This window comes from Klebsiella sp. H-Nf2 (assembly GCF_002806645.1).
Lineage (GTDB): Bacteria > Pseudomonadota > Gammaproteobacteria > Enterobacterales > Enterobacteriaceae > Klebsiella > Klebsiella variicola.
On the sequence record NZ_PIBL01000003.1, the window covers coordinates 88,425 to 106,022 of the forward strand.

The following is a 17,598-nucleotide window of genomic DNA, read 5'->3' on the forward strand; positions in this document are numbered from 1 at the left end:
GGAAAAGGCTGCGCAATTTATTTAACCTGGCTCAGATAACTATCAAACCGGCGGCAGATCGAACAGCAGGATCTCGCTATCGCTGTCGGCGTGAACCGAAATCGCCTGCTCGTCCCAAATCGCCAAACCGTCGCTGGTGGTGGCTTTGGTACCGTTGATGGTCACTTCACCTTTGACGACCTGGATCCACACGCGGCGTTCCGCGGCAATCTGATGAACCGACTGCTCATCTTTCAGCAGCGCCCAGCGATACAGCTCCATATCCTGGTACACTTTCAGCGAGCCATCTCGCGCATCTGGCGACAACACCAGCTGTTTACCCTGCGTGGCGTCGAAGCGGCGTTGCTCGTAGCGCGGGGTAATGCCGGTTTCTTCCGGAATAATCCAGATCTGATACAGACGCAGACGATCGGTTTTACTCGGGTTGTACTCAGAGTGGCGCACCCCGGTACCCGCACTCATGATCTGGAACTCACCCGCCGGCACCTGCTCTTTGTTGCCCATGCTGTCCTGGTGCTCCACCGCCCCTTCCAGCACATAAGTCAGGATTTCCATGTCTTTGTGCGGATGGGTACCGAAGCCCTGACCAGCGTCGATGACGTCGTCGTTAATCACCCGCAGGGCAGAGAAGCCCATAAAATTCGGGTCATAATAGTTGGCGAAAGAGAAAGTATGCCAGGAATCCAGCCAACCATGGTTAGCGTGGCCACGTTCGTTCGCTTTGCGTAAGTAGATCATGTTGCACCCCCGTATGTTTTCGATGGAGTCAGTGTGGACCCATTCCGCCGGCGATCATAGAGGGTGAAAATTGACTCCTCTGTTCAAAAAATATGAACAAGTGCCGAGGAGCCCGTTTTGCTTATTTTGCCAGGGTGATGGTGGCCGGAGAAGGCTGCTCAAAGCCGCGCTGCAGGATCTCCATATTGGTGAGAACGTCAGATTCCTTGACGTAATTCGGCTGGCCGTTGACGAGGGTGTCATACAGCGCGTCGTACACCCGACCGTAGTCGCCGGTCTCCAGCGGCACTGCTTCACGCACCGTCTCCCCCGCCTCGTTGACGTACACCAGCTCGCCGACGCTGTCGTCCGCACCAAAACCCGGCTCGCCCGGCATGATATTGGCCTTCAGGCTGGTCTCCTGCTGGTCAATGCCGTATTTCACAAACGAACCTTTATGGCCGTGAACGATAAATTTCGGGTAGTCGATCTGCACCAGATGGCTGGTCTTAACGATGGCCTTCAGATCGCCGAAGAACAGCTGGGCCTCAAAGGTGTCATCCGGGTTGGCTTTATTGCGCAGCGAACGCAGATCGTAAGAGACATGGTCCGGGCGGCCGAACAGCGAAATTACCTGATCCAGGGTATGCACGCCGAGACCATAGAACTCGCCGTTTTGCGGGCCGCCGGGGTTGGTCTCCGCCACAGGGCGGTAGTTATCGAAATGGCTTTCGATCTCCACCAGTTCGCCGAGTTTCCCGCTCTCAATCACCTTTTTGGTGGTCAGGAAGCAGGAGTCGAAGCGACGATTCTGGTAGGGCGTCACCGTGAGGCCCTTGCTGTTTGCCAGGGCAAACAGGGTTTTGGCCTCCTCCAGCGTCGGGGTGAACGGCTTTTCCACCAGCACGTTTTTCCCCGCCTCCAGCGCCTTTTTCGCATATTCAAAATGGCTGTCGGCGTGAGTGCAAACCACCACCAGATTGACCTGTGGGTCGTTTAACACGTCATCAAGATCGCTGGTGAAATGGATATGGGAATACTGCGGCGCCTGCTCCTCAGGCTTCGCCCGGCGGCGGTAGATATGCGCCACATGCCAACGGTCTTTGCGGTGCAAAACGTAAGGAAGATGGTAGCGGGTGGTACTTTTGCCGAAGCCAATAAATGCGCAGTGCAGAGTCATAACGCTGTCCTTAGTTGATGAGCTACCTTCAACCATAGCGCAAGCCGGGGCAAGACTTCATCCTCTCTGTCCGCTTTCCGCGAAGATTCGCCAGCAAAATAGTTCGAGTACTACCTATACGAAAATATTAATAACCGATTGATTAACCAGTGATTAATTCATCATTTTGCGGCTAAAAAACTTGATCGCAACGGCGAAACTACGGATAAGTGGAGGGCAAACCAGGACGTTGCTGATGACTAACGGAGTAGCCAGCCGCTGCTGATGGACAAACAATATCTCGCCATAAACGGCGCCCTTTTTTTCTGGCTTCTCGCGCTGATCGCCTGGTCTGTCGATGCGATCGCGCTGGTGCGCCTGACGGCCGCCTGCGCGCTTGTCGCCTTCCTCCTCCATAGCCAACGGAACAAGATTAACGCGATGTTTATTAAGAAAAATAAAACTGAACCTCAGATGGCCGAAGTGGCCACTCCTGCCGCAATGACCCCAGAACCCGAAGCGGCCACCAGCAAAAAACAAGAGACCACGGTTATCGCCAACGGGGTGCATTTTGTCGGCAATATTGTCGCCAGCGGCCATGTCTATATTCACGGCCAGTTGACCGGTAACATTGAGGCCAAAGAACATCTGATTAAGGTGATGCGTGAAGGAAAGGTGGAGGGCAACGTCAGCTGCCGGGAGCTGATAATCGACGGCAAGGTGCAGGGCCAGTGTCATGGCGACAGCATCACCATCGAGGAGCATGGCCATCTGGATGGTACCCTCGCCTATCGCGCGCTGGCGATCAAGAAAGGCGGGGTTTTTACCGGTCGCGCTGAAATGCTGGCTGCAGCGGAGAACAAAAGTCATATTGTCGGTTTGGTAGCAGACACGCCATCCAAAGCCGACGCGGAGCCCGCCAGGCCGCAGAGCGCCTGAGGTTGTCGCAAAAAAAAAGCCAGCACCCGGCTGGCTAAAGTAATACTGGAAGCAATGTGAGCAATGTCGTGCTTTCAGGCTTTCCGCAGGGGTCTTCCTGAATGCAGAGCAATAATAATCATTCTCATTCGCAGTTGTCTACTTTTTTTTGCAAATAATGCGTGTTGACTCGAACGCCGTAGTCAGTGATGTTTAAAGGGACTTTTCACCTGAATGAGGAACAAGGAATGAGTGACATCGTGATACGCCATGCTGAACCGAAAGATATTGACGCGATTCGTCAAATTCACGCCCAGCCGGAGGTGTATCACAACACGCTACAGGTCCCTCATCCATCCGAACATATGTGGCGGGAGCGGCTAACCGATACGCCCGGCGTGAAGCAGCTGGTGGCCTGTATCGATGAGCAAGTCGTCGGCCATTTAAGCATTGCCGTCGTCCAACGTCCCCGCCGTAGCCACGTCGCCGATTTTGGTGTCAGCGTGGATTCGCGCTGGCGCAACCGCGGCGTCGCCAGCGCGCTGATGCGTACCATGATTGATATGTGCGACAACTGGCTGCGCGTCGAGCGTATTGAGCTGACGGTGTTCGCCGATAACGCCCCGGCGATTGCGGTGTATAAGAAGTACGGCTTTGAGATCGAAGGCACCGGCAGGCGTTACGCGCTGCGTAACGGTGAGTATGTGGATGCGTATTATATGGCGAGAATGAAGTAGCGTGTTGCCGGGTGGCGGCTTCGCCTTACCCGGCCTACGTTCTACGTTCGTGCAGTTGTAGGCCCGGTAAGCGCAGCGCCACCGGGCAACACATCAATACCCCGCCGTTAAATCATCCGGCGAACGCGGATCGGAGGCGCCATACAGCATGCCGTCCGGCCCTACCATGATGCTCTGGGTACTGCCCATCGCCTCTTTCAGTGCCACTTTCTGCCCCTTCGCCTCCAGTAGCTTCAAGGTATCCGGGCTAAAGCCTTTCTCCACCCGCAGCTCATCCGGCAGCCATTGATGGTGGAAGCGCGGCGCGTTGGTGGCTTCCGCGACGTTCATCCCAAAATCGATGGTATTGACCACCATCTGCAGCACGGTCGTGATGATCCGGCTGCCGCCCGGGCTGCCGGTCACCAGCCAGGTTTTGCCGTCTTTCACCACAATGGTCGGCGACATCGACGACAGCGGGCGTTTTTTCGGCTCCACCGCATTGGCGTCGCCGCCCACCAGACCATAAACGTTAGGCACGCCGGGCTTCGCCGAGAAGTCATCCATCTGGTTATTCAGCAGAATGCCGGAGTCCCCCGCCACGATGCCGGTGCCAAAGGTGGTATTCAGCGTATAGGTCACCGCCACCGCATTACCCTCTTTATCGACCACCGAGAAGTGGGTGGTCTGGTTACTTTCATAGGGCGCCAGCTTGCCCGGGCGGATCTGACTGGAAGGTTTGGCCTTGTTGACATCAATCTCGGCGGCAATTGCTTTGGCGTAAGCTTTGCTGGTCAGCGCCTGCCACGGCACTTTGACGAAGTCAGGGTCGCCGAGATATTCAGAACGGTCGGCATAGGCGTGTTTCTCCGCCTCCGCCATTACCTGCATGGCGTCGGCGCTGCCAAAGCCATATTTCTGCATATCAAAATTTTCGAGGATATTGAGGATCTGCACGATGTGGATCCCGCCGGAAGACGGCGGCGGCATGGAGTAAACTTCATACCCGCGATAGTCGCCGCTAATCGGCGTACGCTCGACGGCCTTATAGCTGGCGAGATCGGCTTTGGTGATAAGCCCGCCGTGCTTTTTCATCTCGTCAGCGATCTGGTCGGCGATGGCCCCTTTATAGAAGGCGTCCGGGCCGTGCTCAGCAATCAGCTCCAGGCTCTTACCGAGATTCTTTTGCACCAACCGGTCGCCCTTTTTCAGCGGCTCGCCGTTCTTCCAGAAGATCGCTTTACTGTTTTCATGCTGCGGGATCACTTCGCTGCCGTAGGTCTTCAGATCGTCCGCCAGTGCATCGTTAACAATAAAGCCCTCTTCCGCCAGCTTAATCGCCGGGCGGATCACTTTGTTCAGCGGCATGGTGCCGTACTTTTCCAGGGCGAGGGAGAAGCCCGCGACGCTGCCTGGCGTGCCGGAGGCCAGATGCGAAGTCAGCGATTTTTTACTGTCCGGGTTGCCCTGGTCGTCAAGGAACATGTCGCGGGTGGCCTGTTCCGGCGCCATTTCGCGGAAATCGATCGCCGTGGTCTGGCCGTCTTTAGTCCGCAGCAGCATAAAACCGCCGCCGCCGATATTCCCGGCCTGCGGATGGGTGACCGCCAGCGCGTAGCCAACCGCGACTGCCGCATCGACAGCGTTGCCGCCCTGGCGCAGAATATCCACGCCGACGCGGGTCGCCAGCGCGTCCACCGACGCCACCATCCCCTGCCGGGCGCGTACCGGGTGGAACACATCTTCCTCTACGCCATAAGAGACCGGTGGCGGCGGTGGCGGATTGGCGGCGACGGTGAAACTACCGCCCACCAGCAATGCAGCGATGACCACCTGGCGCCATATTGTTGTTTTTATCATTGTCTTACTCCTGAAAGGTAGGTTTCATTCCCCGCTTAAGCCTGGTTGATAACGCCTAAAAAATCATTGTTATGGCGGATTCGAGGTACACTTAAGTGATCCCACGCACGGGAGGAGAAAACCATGAAAGCGATTCTGTTTCTGGCGGCGCTGATGCCGCTTGGCGTATTAGCCCAGCCGATCAATGTTAATAACAACCCTAACCAGCCGGGTTACGTGGTCCCCAGCCAGCAGCGCATGCAAAATGAGATGAAGGTGCAACAACAGCAGCAGCAGAGCATGCTGAAGCAGGATCTGAACAATCAGACCCGCTCGCAGCAGCAGCATTTGCAAAACCAGTTGCAGACTAATCAGCAGCGCGCGGCTCAGGGCGGCAATCTCAATCCGCCGCAGCAGGTGCTACCGAACAACAACGGTGGAATGCTGCGGCAGACCAACCCGTAAAGGTCAGCCGCAGCAAATCCGTCTTAAGGCTGGAAATTCGGCCCGATGACGTCAATGGCATCGGTGCAGATGCAGTCTACGCCCCAGCGCAGCAGCTCGGCGGCGCGCTGGGGTTTATTGACCGTATACACCAGAATGTGCAGGCCGGCCTGTTTCAGGCTCGCCACCCGCGCCGCATCCAACAGCTTGTGATTGAGGTGAATCGACACGCAGCCCAGCCGGGTGGTCAATTCGCGCCAGTCATCGCGCCACTCATCCAGCAGCAGCCCGCGCGGCAGCTCGGGCGCGGCTTCCTGCGCCGCCTCCAGGGCATCGATTTCAAAAGAGGAGAGCAGCGGCGCGGTCATGCCTTGCCACAGATCGCGCGCGGCCAGGGCCACCACGTTGCCGGTCTGCGGCCCCAGTCCGGTGGTCGGCTTAATTTCGATATTCGCCATCATGCCGTGACGGCGGCAGCGCTCAGCCACCTGAGAGAGCAACGGCAGCGGCTCGCCCTTAAATTCACGGCTGTACCAGCTGCCGGCATCGACCTTCAGCAGATCGTCCCACGCTAGCTCGCCCGCCACGCCCCAGCCGTTGCTGGTTCGCTCAAGATTATCGTCATGCAGCAGAAAGATCTGCCCGTCCTTCGACAGCTTGGCGTCAAATTCAATCATCGTGTGCCCGTAGCGAGCGCCGACGTCGATAGCCGCCAGGGTGTTCTCCGGCGCCAGTTTACCGCCGCCGCGATGGGCGACGATGCGGGGATAAGGCCAGTTACTCATGCGCGTTGTCCTGTTTCACCATCAAAGAGGTGCAGATGTTCGAGGGGCAGATGCAGCCATAGCGTGCTGCCGCTCGCCGGGCGCTGCTGATGCGGCAGTCTGACCACCAGTTTCTGCTCGCCCCAGCGCCCGTGGGCGAGGTTATCGGCACCTAAGATTTCCAGGGTATCCATCAGCAGCGGAATGCCACCTTGCGCCTGCGAACTTAAAATAAAGTGCTCCGGGCGGATACCGAGCGTCATTTTACGCCCGGCGTAGCGCCGATGCTCGTGATTCATCGGCAACGCCATGCCTCCGGCCAGCTCGAAGCGGCCGCCGTCATCGCTGACCCGCCCTTCCAGCAGGTTCATGGCCGGGCTGCCGATAAAGCTCGCCACAAAGCGGCTGGCGGGCTTTTCATACACGTCCACCGGGGTGCCGATCTGCTCGGCAATACCTTTATTCATCACCATCACCCGCTGGGCGAGGGTCATCGCCTCCACCTGATCGTGGGTGACATACAGCGAAGTGGTTTTCAGGCGGCGATGCAACTGCTGCAGCTCAAGACGCATCTGCACGCGCAGTTTGGCGTCGAGGTTTGACAGCGGTTCGTCGAACAGGAATACCGCAGGGTCACGCACGATGGCGCGGCCCATCGCCACGCGCTGGCGCTGGCCGCCGGAGAGCTCACGCGGGCGGCGCTTAAGCAGGCCGTCCAGCTCCAGAATACGCGCCGCTTCCTGCACGCGCTCGGCGATCAGTCCCTTCCCCATGCCGCGGATCTTCAGCCCCCACGCCATGTTCTCTTCCACGCTCATATGCGGATATAGCGCATAGTTCTGGAACACCATCGCGATGCCGCGATCCTTCGGTTCCATCTCAGTCACCCGTTTGCGATCGATCCAGATATCGCCGCTGGTCACTCGCTCCAGTCCGGCGACCATCCGCAGCAGCGTTGATTTCCCGCAGCCCGACGGGCCGACCATGACGATAAATTCCCCGTCCGCCACGTCCAGCGTCAGCGGTTGAATCACCTGGGTTTTGCCATCCCAGCTTTTGCTTACTGCCTGTAGTTTTAAACCAGCCATTTTATTTCTCACTATCGACCAGGCCACGCACAAACGCGCGCTGCATGGCTAAAACGATGACAACCGGCGGGATCAGAGTGAGCAGCATCGCCGCCATCACCTGATTCCACTGGGTGGTGCCTTCGCCGGTGGCGATCATGCCTTTGATACCGGCGACGGCGGTGCCAAGATTCACATCCTGAATAATCAGCAGCGGCCACAGATATTGGTTCCAGCCGTAGATAAAGGTGATCACGAACAGCGCCGCAAGATTGGTTTTCGACAGCGGCAGCACGATGTCGCGAAAGAAGCGCATCGGCGAAGCGCCATCAATACGCGCCGCTTCTATCAGTTCGTCCGGCAGGGTCATAAAGAACTGGCGGAACAGGAAAGTGGCGGTGGCCGAAGCCATCAACGGCAGCGTTAACCCGGCGTAGCTGTCGAGCATTTTGAGGTTGGCGATGACCTCCACCGTCGGGAAAATTCGCACCTCGACCGGCAGCATCAGGGTGATAAAAATCATCCAGAAGAACAGGTTACGCAGCGGAAAGCGGAACCAGACGATGGCGAAAGCCGAAAGCATCGACACCACGATTTTGCCCAGCGTAATGCCAAACGCCATGATGAAACTGTTGAGCATCATCAACCAGAACGGCGCGCTGTTGACGCCGACGCCGTTCACCCAGATGGTCTTCATGTTCTCCAGCAGATGGCCGCCGGGGATCAGAGTCATCGGCGTTTCGAACACCGATTGGTTATCCAGCGTCGCCGCCACGAAGGCGACGTACAGCGGAAATAAAATGACGGCAATACCCAGAATGAGCATGGTGTGGCTGAAAATCGTCAGCCCGCGACGGTTCTCAATCATTGGTAACGCACCTTACTTTCAACGTAACGGAACTGCACCACCGTCAGGATAATGACGAGGAACATCAGCACCACCGACTGCGCGGCGGAAGCGGAAAGATCGAGCCCGGCAAAACCTTCGCGATAGATTTTGTAGATCAAGGTGGTGGTGGCCTGCACCGGGCCGCCGGCGGTGGCGGCATCGATCACCGGGAAGGTGTCGAAGAAGGCGTAAACCAGGTTGACCACCAGCAGGAAGAAGCTCACCGGCGCAATCAATGGCAGCGCCAGCTTAAAGAAGCGACGAATCGGCCCGGCGCCGTCGATGGCGGCGGCCTCAACCAGCGAACGCGGGATCGACTGCAGCGCGGCGAAGAAGAACAGGAAGTTGTAGCTTATCTGCTTCCATACCGAGGCGAAGACCACCAGGAACATCGCCTGGCCGCTGTTCTGCGCGTGGTTCCAGTCGTAGCCCAGCTCGCCGAGGAAATGGGTGATCAGCCCGCGCCCGGGGTTGAAGAGGAAGATCCACAGCACTGCCGCGACGGCGGGGGCCACAGCATACGGCAGCAGCATCAACGTCTGATAGAAGCGGCTGCCGCGCACCACGTAGTCGACCAGCGCGGCAAAAAACAGCGAAATAAGCAGGCCGCTGACGGTTACCAGGGTGCTGAATTTTATGGTCGTCCAGAACGAGTCCAAATAGTACGGGTCGTGGAACAGGGTGACGAAGTTATCCAGGCCGACAAACTGGCTGGAAAGGCCAAACGGATCGACACTCTGCAGCGAGTACCACAGCGCTTCGCCCGCGGGCCAGATAAAGAAAATCAGCGTGATAATCAGCTGCGGCGCGACCAGCACATAGGGCAGCCAACGCGAGCGGAATACCGGACGGGTTGATGACATTGAGATTGGGTTCCTGAACAATGCCGGGTGGCGGCTACGCCTTACCCGGCCTACATAGGGCACATCGTAGGCCCGGTAAGCGCAGCGTCACCGGGCAAGTTACAGATTACGATTTGGTCGCTTGCTCGAAGCGGCGCAGCAGTTGATTCCCACGCTGAACGGCGGAATCCAGCGCCTGTTGCGGGGTTTTCTTGCCGGTCCACACGCTCTCCAGCTCTTCATCGACGATAGTGCGGATTTGCGGCATGTTGCCCAGACGCAGGCCTTTGGTGAACGGCAACGGCGGCTTGTTCAGCATCTGGCGGGTGGCGATATCGGCGCCCGGGTTCTTATCATAGAAGCCCTGCTGGCGCGTCAGATCGTAGGCCGCAGTGGTGATCGGCAGATAGCCGGTTTTCTGGTGCCATTCGGCGGCGATTTCCGGTTTGGTCAGGAAGTCGAGGAACTTCGCCACGCCGGTGTAAGTCTCTTTGTCTTTACCCTGCATCACCCACAGGCTGGCCCCGCCGATGATGGCATTCTGCGGCGCGCCTTTCACGTCGGCATCGTATGGCATCATGCCGACGCCGTAGTTGAATTTGGCGTACTGACGAATATCGGCCAGCGAGCCGGATGACGCGGTAGTAATCCCGCAGTCACCGTTATAGAACTTCTCGGTGGACTCGTCTTTGCGCCCGAAGTAGCTGAAATCACCCTTCTTGTTCATCTCTTCGAGCAGCGCGATATGCTTCACCTGCTCCGGCTTGTTGAACTCCAGTACCGCGTCGGTACCGTCGAAGCCGTTATTCTTCGTGGCCACCGGCAGACCGTGCCAGGCGCTGAAGTTCTCAATCTGGATCCAGCCCTGCCAGCCGCTGGCGTACCCGCACTTCATCCCGGCGGCTTTCAGCTTCGCGGTATAGGCCGCCAGATCCTGCCAGGTTTTCGGCGGCTGCTCCGGATCTAAACCGGCTTTTTTGAAGGCGTCTTTGTTGTAGTACAGCACCGGGGTAGAACTGTTAAACGGCTGGGAGAGCAGATGGCCGGTTTTTGAATCGGTGTAATACCCGGCCACCGTCGGCACGAACTGCGATTCATCAAACTTGATGCCCGCCTCGCTAAACACCTGGTACACCGGCTTAATGGCTTTTGACGCCATCATGGTCGCGGTGCCGACTTCATACACCTGCAGGATCGCCGGGGCGTTGCCGGTACGGAAAGCGGCGATACCGGCACTCAGGCTCTGTTCATAGTTGCCTTTGTATACCGGAACGATTTTGTAATCAGGATTGGCCGCGTTAAAGCGTTGCGCCAGAGAATCCACTTCTTTACCCAGCTCGCCTTCCATTGAGTGCCAGAATGGGATGGTGGTAACCGCCAGGGCCTGACCGGCAAAAGCCAGGCTCAGCGCCAGTCCTAAAGCTGTATGTCGTAACGATATCATCGGTTATCTCTCTTGTTGTGCCGGATGCGCGATTTCACGCGTTTTATGCTCGCGGGGTAACATGACATGTTCGAATTACAGAAAAATAACTTTTTTATTACAAAAAAAAGATAGTAACGGGTCAGAGAGATGACAAGCCGATGAAAGGACGGGGGAGGTAAAGTGGGAGCTGAGACACGGATAATATTCGTGCGATTGGCTCCCGGGGTCGGCGCAAGCGCCTCGCCCGGGCTACAACAGCTTGGGTAGCCCGGCCAAGCGAAGCGCCGCCGGGTTACGATGAATTAACCGCCGAGATAGGCGCTGCGCACCGCCTCGTTGGCCAACAGCGCGTCGCCGGTATCCTCCAGCACCACGTGGCCGTTCTCCAGCACGTAGCCGCGGTCGGCCAGCTTCAGCGCCTGGTTGGCGTTCTGCTCAACCAGGAAGATAGTCATTCCCTGCTCGCGCAGCTGCTCGATGGTGTCGAAAATCTGCTGAATGATGATCGGCGCCAGCCCCAGCGACGGTTCATCCAGCAGCAGCAGGCGCGGTTGGCTCATCAGGGCGCGCCCGATCGCCAGCATCTGCTGCTCGCCACCGGACATGGTCCCGGCGCGCTGGATGCGGCGTTCGAGCAGACGCGGGAACAGTTCATACACCCATTTGATACGGGTCTGGAACTGATCGCGGTCGGCAAAGAAACCGCCCATCGCCAGGTTCTCTTCCACCGTCATGCGTGAAAAGACGCGCCGCCCTTCCGGGACGATCGCCACCGCTTCACGCATGATTTTCGCCGTCTGCCAGTCGGTAATATCCTTACCGTCAAAGACAATGCGTCCGCTTGACGCACGCGGGTCGCCGCACAGCGTACCGAGCAACGTGGTTTTCCCCGCGCCGTTGGCGCCGATAAGCGTCACGATCTCGCCCTGCTTGATTTGCAGGCTGACGTTGTGCAGCGCCTGAATCTTGCCGTAGTGGGCGCTGACGTTGTCAAAAGTTAACATCGCGTTTTCCATCTTATGCCTCACCAAGGTATGCGCGGATCACGTCCGGGTTATTACGAATCTCTTCCGGCGTCCCGTTGGCCAGCGGTGTCCCCTGGTTCACGACGTAGATGCGATCGGAAATGCCCATCACCAGCTTCATATCGTGTTCGATAAGCAGGATGGTGGTGTTGTGATGGTTACGCAGCTCGGCGATAAGCTCGTCCAGCTCTTTGGTCTCTTTCGGGTTCAGCCCCGCCGCCGGTTCATCGAGCATCAGAATTTCCGGCTGGGTCACCATGCAGCGGGCAATCTCCAGCCGGCGCTGGTCGCCGTAGGCCAGGTTGCTGGCCTGACGGTTGGCGTGCTCCAGCAGGCCGATACGCTCCAGCCAGGTGGCGGCCCGGTCCAGCGCTTCGCTCTGCGCCCGGCGGAAGGCCGGCGTTTTCAGCAGGCCGGAGAAGAGCCCGGTTTTCAGCTGCTGATGCTGCGCCACCAGCAGGTTTTCAATCACCGTCATTTCGCGGAACAGACGCACGTGCTGGAAGGTCCTCACCACGCCCATCCGCGCAATCTGCTGACCCGGCAGCCCTTCCAGGTGCTGGTCACGCAGCATAATGGTGCCGCCAGTGGGCTTGTAGAAACCGGTCAGGCAGTTAAAGACAGTGGTCTTCCCGGCGCCGTTAGGGCCGATCAGCGAGACAATCTCGCGCTCTCTGAGCTCCAGCGACACATTGTTGACGGCCAGCAGACCGCCGAAACGCATCATCAGGCCGCTGACGGATAATAATGGCTGACTCATGCCTGCTCTCCTTTCGCCTGACCGTTTTTCAGCTTCAACTGCACGCGCGTCATTGGCAGCAGCCCCTGCGGGCGCCAGATCATCATCAGCACCATCAGGCCGCCGAGCATTAACATGCTGTATTCGTTGAAGTCACGCATCAGCTCGCGCGAGACCACCAGCAGAATAGCCGCGAGGATCACCGCGAACTGCGAGCCCATCCCGCCCAGCACAACGATCGCCAACACGAAGGCCGACTCGGCGAAGGTGAAGGATTCCGGGCTGACAAAGCCCTGGCGCGCAGCGAACAGCGTCCCGGCGAAGCCAGCAAACGCGGCGCTGATGGTAAAGGCGGTCAGCTTGATGCGCGTCGGGCTCAGGCCCAGCGAACGACAGGCGATCTCATCTTCACGCAGCGCTTCCCACGCCCGCCCCAGCGGCATTCGCAGCAGGCGGTTGATGACGAACAGGCTGAGCACGACCAGCAGCAGCGCCACCAGGTAGAGGAAAATCACCCGGTCGGAGGGATCGTATTTGACGCCGAAGAAATTGCTGAAGGTATCCCAGCCGCCTTCGCGGGCGGTACGGCTAAATTCGAGGCCAAAGAAGGTCGGTTTCGGGATCTGGCTGATGCCGTTCGGCCCGCCGGTGATCTCGGTATTGTTGAGCAGCAGAATACGCACAATTTCACCGAAACCTAAGGTCACAATCGCCAGGTAGTCGCCGCGCAGACGCAGCACCGGGAAGCCCAGCAGGAAGCCGGCCGCCGCGGAGACCAGGCCGGCCAGCGGCAGACAGGTCCAGAAGCCGAGACCGTAATAGTGGTTCAGCAGCGCGAAGGTATACGCGCCGATGGCGTAGAACCCACCGTAGCCCAGCACCAGCAAGCCGGAAAGGCCGACCACCACGTTCAGCCCGAGGCCGAGGATGATATAGATCATCGTCAGCGTGGCGATATCCACCGTGCCGCGCGACACCATAAACGGCCATGCCACGGCAATCACCAGCAGGGCTATCAGGAACAGCTTCTGCTTCACCGTCGAGCCGTCAATCGCCGGCATAATAAACTTCGGCCCGGAGACGTTCTTAACCGCTTTCTGGAACAGCGGCCGCAGCAACTGGAAGAAAAAGACCACCGCGGTGCCAATAAAGATCCACTGCCAGCGAATATCGGCGGCGGTATCGACCACCAGTTTGGTGCCGTCCAGCTCCAGCTGCACGCCCATAAAGACGCCCGCCAGAATGAAGAACATCACGGCAGACAGCAGCGCCATTGCAATTTGCATCGGTTTCATACTTTTTCTACCTCCGGGCGGCCCAGAATGCCGGTCGGCATCACTAACAGCACCAGAATCAGCAGCGCGAAGGAAACGACGTCCTTATATTCGGTGCTGAGATAGGCAGAAGAGAGCGCCTCGGCAATACCCAGGATCAGGCCGCCGATCATCGCGCCAGGGATACTGCCGATACCGCCAAGCACGGCGGCGGTGAAGGCCTTCATCCCGGCCATAAAGCCGATGTAGGGATTAATTACGCCGTAGAACTGGCCGAGCAGCACGCCCGCCACCGCCGCCATCGCTGCACCAATGACAAAAGTCAGGGCAATGACGCGGTCGGTGTTAATGCCGAGCAGGCTCGCCATTTTCAGGTCTTCCGCACAGGCGCGGCAGGCGCGCCCCATCCGCGAGTAGCGAATAAACAGCGTCAGGGCCAGCATGGCGATAAAGGTCACCACCCAGATCACCAGTTGCATGGTGGTGATCGTCGCGGAGAAACTGTCGCTGTGGCCAACGACCCACTGGCCGTTAAACAGGCTCGGCAGCGCCACGTCGCGCGACCCCTGAGTCAGGCTGACGTAGTTCTGCAGGAAGATAGACATCCCGATAGCGGAGATCAGCGCAATCAGACGCTTAGAGTTACGCACCGGCCGATAGGCCACGCGCTCGATACTCCAGCCGTAGGCGCTGGCAATCACAATGGCGCCCACGAATCCGGCGGCGACCAGCAGCCAGCTGGTGTCGATGCCCATCATCATCAGCGCGGCGATGATCATGAAGGAGACATAGCTGCCAATCATGTAGACCTCGCCGTGGGCGAAGTTGATCATGCCGATAATGCCGTACACCATCGTATAGCCGATGGCGATCAGCGCGTAGGTACTGCCCAGCGTGACGCCGTTAAACATCTGCTGCAGAAAATAGAGAAACTGCTCGGACATAAGGTAACCTTTTTCAAACCGCCCGCGGATCGCGGGCGGAGGGATAACTCGTCTTCAGCGCTTATTTCGCCGCGCTCGAAGAGCCGTCGGCGTGCCACTGGAAGACACCAAACTCAAATCCCTTCAGATCGCCTTTTTCATCCCAGGTCAGCGGCCCAATCACGGTTTTCGCCCCGTGCGCTTTCAAATCTTTGATTAAATCCAGCGGCTGCTGGCTGCCAGTTCTGTCCATTGCCTGCGCCAGCGACTGAACGGCGGCATAGGTGATCCAGACGTACGGCCCACTCGGATCCTTCTTCTCCGCTTTCAGCGCGTTGACGATGGCGCTGTTGGCAGGATCCTGATCGTAGCGTTTTGGCATCGTCACCAGCATCCCTTCTGCTGCGGCGCCCGCGATATTGGACAGCGAGGCGTTGCCTACCCCTTCCGGCCCCATAAACACGGTTTTCAGCCCAACGGAGCGCGCCTGGCGCAGCATCTGGCCCATTTCCGGGTAGTAGCCGCCGTAGTAGACGAAGTCGATGTTCTCTTTCTTCAGGCGCGCCAGCAGGGCGGAGAAATCTTTTTCCCCCGCGGTGATGCCATCGAAGAAGACGATGTTGGCCCCGGCTTTTTTCAGGTTGTCCTGCACCGAACGCGCCAGCCCTTCGCCGTACTGCTGCTTGTCATGAATGATGGCGATACGCTGCGGTTTCACTTTCTCGACGATATATTTCGCCGCGGTCGGCCCCTGCGAGGAGTCGAGGCCGGCGGTACGCATGATGTACTGGTAGCCGCGCTGGGTCAGCTCCGGATTGGTCGCCCCGGGGGAGATCATCAGGATGCCTTCATCCTCATAGATGTCGGAAGCCGGCTGGGTGGAAGAGGAGCACAGGTGGCCGATAACGTACTGAATGCCGTCGTTGACGATTTTGTTGGCCACCGCGACCGCTTGCTTCGGATCGCAGGCGTCGTCATATTCGACGGCCACCAGCTTATCACCCTTAATGCCGCCGCTGGCGTTGATGTCTTTAATCGCCTGACGCGCGCCATTGAACTCCATGTCGCCCCACTGGGCCACCGGACCCGACATCGCGCCGACGACGGCGACCTTAATATCCTTGGCCATCGCCGCGTGCGACATCGCTAATGCGACAATGCCCGCGACGATGGTTTTCGCGTTCCTTTTCATGCTGCAGAACCCCGTTCGTGATGTGGTGTAAATGTTTTGTATTTTTATGGTTAAAAAGCATTCTGTGCTTTTATTAAACAACGCCATTTTTACCATTGAGTTTAATGGTTTAGCGCAGCTTTTCACTAAAAAACAGATTAAAATCTCTATTTTTCAGTCGATTAAGCAAAGATAATATTCTGTATTTTGGTGAAGATAAACAAAAAAAAGTCCATCCTGCAGCATAAAATAACGATACATAAGGCGGAATAAAACGCTGCACATTAGGTTAAAATTCTGCTTATTTTTCGATCCATGACGGATTGCGCTACCCTGACTACATCCGGAAAACGAATCCCCTGATGTACGCGCAAAAAACAGCGCTCCGCCAGACAGCAATTTTGGGTACACTGGCGCCTCTGTTTTGCACTGGATTTGCCGCCCATGAAACTGACCATTATCCGTTTACAGCACTTCAGCGATCAGGATCGCATCGACCTGGGGAAAATCTGGCCGTCGCAGGATCTGTCGACGTTAACCCTGGACGAGAATCATCGTCTCTACGCCGCCCGCTTTAACGAACGCCTGCTGGGTGCCGTGCGCGTCACCCTGCACGGCGTCGAAGCAGAGCTCAGCGATCTGTGCGTGCGTGAAGTGACCCGCCGCCGCGGCGTCGGGCAATACTTAGTGGAAGAGACGTTGCGTGATAACCCGGCCATCAATAGCTGGCGCGTCGCCGACCAAGGGGTGGAAGACCGTGGCGTGATGGCCGCATTTATGCAGGCACTCGGCTTTAGCGCCCAGCAGACCGGTTGGGAAAAGCATTAAGAAAAGCGTTCGTTGGGTAACACAGCGCTTGTTTGTTGCCTGCCGGCAACGGAATAAAGCCCAGCCGCGGGTAAACGGCTGGGCTTGTTTATTTCATGCTGCGACGATAATGCCATGGTTCCCCGGACGTGAAGCTGAGGATTGCCCTGTCAGATATCCGCCAGGGTAAAGGCGCGTGTGACATTTCAGAATTTAACGCGCGAGTGCACGTTTCCCCTGCGCCTCACGTGAGGTAAGATTCGCTGACGCGTAAAATTGCGCAGAAAGTATTCAGCGCAACGCGATCATCAGCAGTCAACATGGAACAAACATATGGAAATGTCTATCGGGCTGGCTATTGTCGCCGTGATCCTTATCTGGGCGATCTTCACTTATAACCGTTTTATCTCTCTACGCCGTTTCAAAGATGAAGCCTGGAGTGGCATTGCCGTCCAGCTCAAGCGCCGTCACGATCTGGCGCCCAACCTGTTCAGTCTGGTCAAACGCTATGCGCAGCACGAAAAAGATCTGCTGGAAGAGATCGGCCGCCAGCGCAGCGTCCTGACCGGTAATCCCCGGCAGGTGGCCGACAGCGAGCAGCAATATGCCAGAACGTTGAGCCGTATATTCGCCCTGGCGGAAGCCTATCCCGAACTCAAAGCCAGTGAAAACTTCCTCTCGCTGCAGCAATCCCTTAGCGAAATAGAAGAACAACTGCAGATGGCCCGCCGTTACTTCAACGCCACGGTCCGCGAGTTTAATATTCTGGTGGAGTCTTTTCCCAGCCTGCTGCTGGCCCGCCTGTTTAGCTTCAGGGCGGAACTTTTCTTTGAACTGGAGTCCCCTGAAGAAGCCAAATTGCCACGGATGGAGTGACC

18 protein-coding genes are annotated in these 17,598 nt (G+C 57.6%); 5 read left to right on the plus strand and 13 right to left on the minus strand.

Translation table 11 applies throughout. From position 1 onward, the window contains the following. Window positions 1-42: 42 nt before the first annotated feature. Together CWM58_RS10810 and CWM58_RS10815 are read right to left on the minus strand one after the other, a co-directional pair. On the minus strand, window positions 43-738 hold the full coding sequence (locus CWM58_RS10810; protein ID WP_061153085.1) for a pirin family protein: 696 nt from the start codon (window positions 736-738) through the stop codon (window positions 43-45). A 121-nt stretch (window positions 739-859) separates the two neighbouring features. Beyond that, window positions 860-1,897, minus strand: coding sequence for an oxidoreductase (locus CWM58_RS10815; protein ID WP_074387041.1), 1,038 nt, complete (start codon window positions 1,895-1,897; stop codon window positions 860-862). 264 nt (window positions 1,898-2,161) lie between these two features. Here CWM58_RS10815 and CWM58_RS10820 point away from each other — a divergent pair, with 264 nt between their 5' ends. Together CWM58_RS10820 and yhhY are read left to right on the plus strand one after the other, a co-directional pair. Next, a complete protein-coding gene (locus tag CWM58_RS10820; protein ID WP_100680901.1) occupies window positions 2,162-2,815 on the plus strand; it encodes a bactofilin family protein in 654 nt (217 codons plus the stop codon). 227 nt (window positions 2,816-3,042) lie between these two features. Beyond that, entirely contained in the window at window positions 3,043-3,531 is a 489-nt protein-coding gene (yhhY, locus tag CWM58_RS10825) for an N-acetyltransferase (RefSeq protein ID WP_100680902.1), read from the plus strand. A gap of 93 nt (window positions 3,532-3,624) precedes the next feature. Here the strand turns inward: yhhY and ggt are convergent, their stop codons facing one another. Beyond that, window positions 3,625-5,370: a gamma-glutamyltransferase gene (ggt, locus tag CWM58_RS10830; protein WP_061153081.1), complete on the minus strand. Its 1,746-nt coding sequence runs from the start codon at window positions 5,368-5,370 to the stop codon at window positions 3,625-3,627. 123 nt (window positions 5,371-5,493) lie between these two features. Between ggt and CWM58_RS10835 the strand changes: the two genes are divergently transcribed. Beyond that, the gene (locus CWM58_RS10835; RefSeq protein WP_061153080.1) at window positions 5,494-5,814 is read left to right on the plus strand and encodes a DUF2756 family protein; all 321 of its coding nucleotides are present in this window, start codon (window positions 5,494-5,496) and stop codon (window positions 5,812-5,814) included. 23 nt (window positions 5,815-5,837) lie between these two features. On the opposite strand, the gene ugpQ is transcribed toward CWM58_RS10835, so the two are convergent. From ugpQ to livK, 10 genes are all read right to left on the minus strand, one after another. Then, complete coding sequence (gene ugpQ / locus CWM58_RS10840; RefSeq protein ID WP_100680903.1) at window positions 5,838-6,578, minus strand: glycerophosphodiester phosphodiesterase; 741 nt, start codon at window positions 6,576-6,578, stop codon at window positions 5,838-5,840. Next, complete coding sequence (locus CWM58_RS10845; RefSeq protein WP_100680904.1) at window positions 6,575-7,645, minus strand: sn-glycerol-3-phosphate import ATP-binding protein UgpC; 1,071 nt, start codon at window positions 7,643-7,645, stop codon at window positions 6,575-6,577. Before CWM58_RS10845 ends, ugpQ begins: the two co-directional genes overlap by 4 nt. Window position 7,646: 1 nt before the next feature. Further along, window positions 7,647-8,492, minus strand: a complete 846-nt coding sequence (gene ugpE / locus CWM58_RS10850) for a sn-glycerol-3-phosphate ABC transporter permease UgpE (RefSeq protein WP_064323935.1) — start codon at window positions 8,490-8,492, stop codon at window positions 7,647-7,649. Further along, window positions 8,489-9,376, minus strand: coding sequence for a sn-glycerol-3-phosphate ABC transporter permease UgpA (ugpA, locus tag CWM58_RS10855; protein WP_074387038.1), 888 nt, complete (start codon window positions 9,374-9,376; stop codon window positions 8,489-8,491). Before ugpA ends, ugpE begins: the two co-directional genes overlap by 4 nt. 106 nt (window positions 9,377-9,482) lie before the next feature. Next, a complete protein-coding gene (ugpB, locus tag CWM58_RS10860) occupies window positions 9,483-10,799 on the minus strand; it encodes a sn-glycerol-3-phosphate ABC transporter substrate-binding protein UgpB (RefSeq protein WP_061153075.1) in 1,317 nt (438 codons plus the stop codon). A 284-nt stretch (window positions 10,800-11,083) separates the two neighbouring features. Beyond that, window positions 11,084-11,797, minus strand: a complete 714-nt coding sequence (gene livF, locus CWM58_RS10865) for a high-affinity branched-chain amino acid ABC transporter ATP-binding protein LivF (protein ID WP_100631027.1) — start codon at window positions 11,795-11,797, stop codon at window positions 11,084-11,086. 1 nt (window position 11,798) lies between these two features. Beyond that, complete coding sequence (livG, locus tag CWM58_RS10870; RefSeq protein WP_008806972.1) at window positions 11,799-12,566, minus strand: high-affinity branched-chain amino acid ABC transporter ATP-binding protein LivG; 768 nt, start codon at window positions 12,564-12,566, stop codon at window positions 11,799-11,801. After that, complete coding sequence (gene livM, locus CWM58_RS10875; RefSeq protein ID WP_008806971.1) at window positions 12,563-13,840, minus strand: branched chain amino acid ABC transporter permease LivM; 1,278 nt, start codon at window positions 13,838-13,840, stop codon at window positions 12,563-12,565. Before livM ends, livG begins: the two co-directional genes overlap by 4 nt. Next, window positions 13,837-14,763 (minus strand): high-affinity branched-chain amino acid ABC transporter permease LivH, encoded by a 927-nt coding sequence (livH, locus tag CWM58_RS10880; RefSeq protein WP_002920807.1) that lies wholly within the window; start codon window positions 14,761-14,763, stop codon window positions 13,837-13,839. The genes livM and livH overlap by 4 nt, the downstream gene beginning before the upstream one ends. A 61-nt stretch (window positions 14,764-14,824) precedes the next feature. Then, window positions 14,825-15,934: a high-affinity branched-chain amino acid ABC transporter substrate-binding protein LivK gene (gene livK / locus CWM58_RS10885; RefSeq protein WP_002920808.1), complete on the minus strand. Its 1,110-nt coding sequence runs from the start codon at window positions 15,932-15,934 to the stop codon at window positions 14,825-14,827. 423 nt (window positions 15,935-16,357) lie between these two features. Here livK and panM point away from each other — a divergent pair, with 423 nt between their 5' ends. Together panM and CWM58_RS10905 are read left to right on the plus strand one after the other, a co-directional pair. After that, on the plus strand, window positions 16,358-16,741 hold the full coding sequence (gene panM / locus CWM58_RS10900) for an aspartate 1-decarboxylase autocleavage activator PanM (RefSeq protein WP_100680905.1): 384 nt from the start codon (window positions 16,358-16,360) through the stop codon (window positions 16,739-16,741). A 312-nt stretch (window positions 16,742-17,053) separates the two neighbouring features. After that, the gene (locus CWM58_RS10905; RefSeq protein WP_100680906.1) at window positions 17,054-17,596 is read left to right on the plus strand and encodes a LemA family protein; all 543 of its coding nucleotides are present in this window, start codon (window positions 17,054-17,056) and stop codon (window positions 17,594-17,596) included. The last annotated feature ends 2 nt before the right edge of the window (window positions 17,597-17,598 follow it).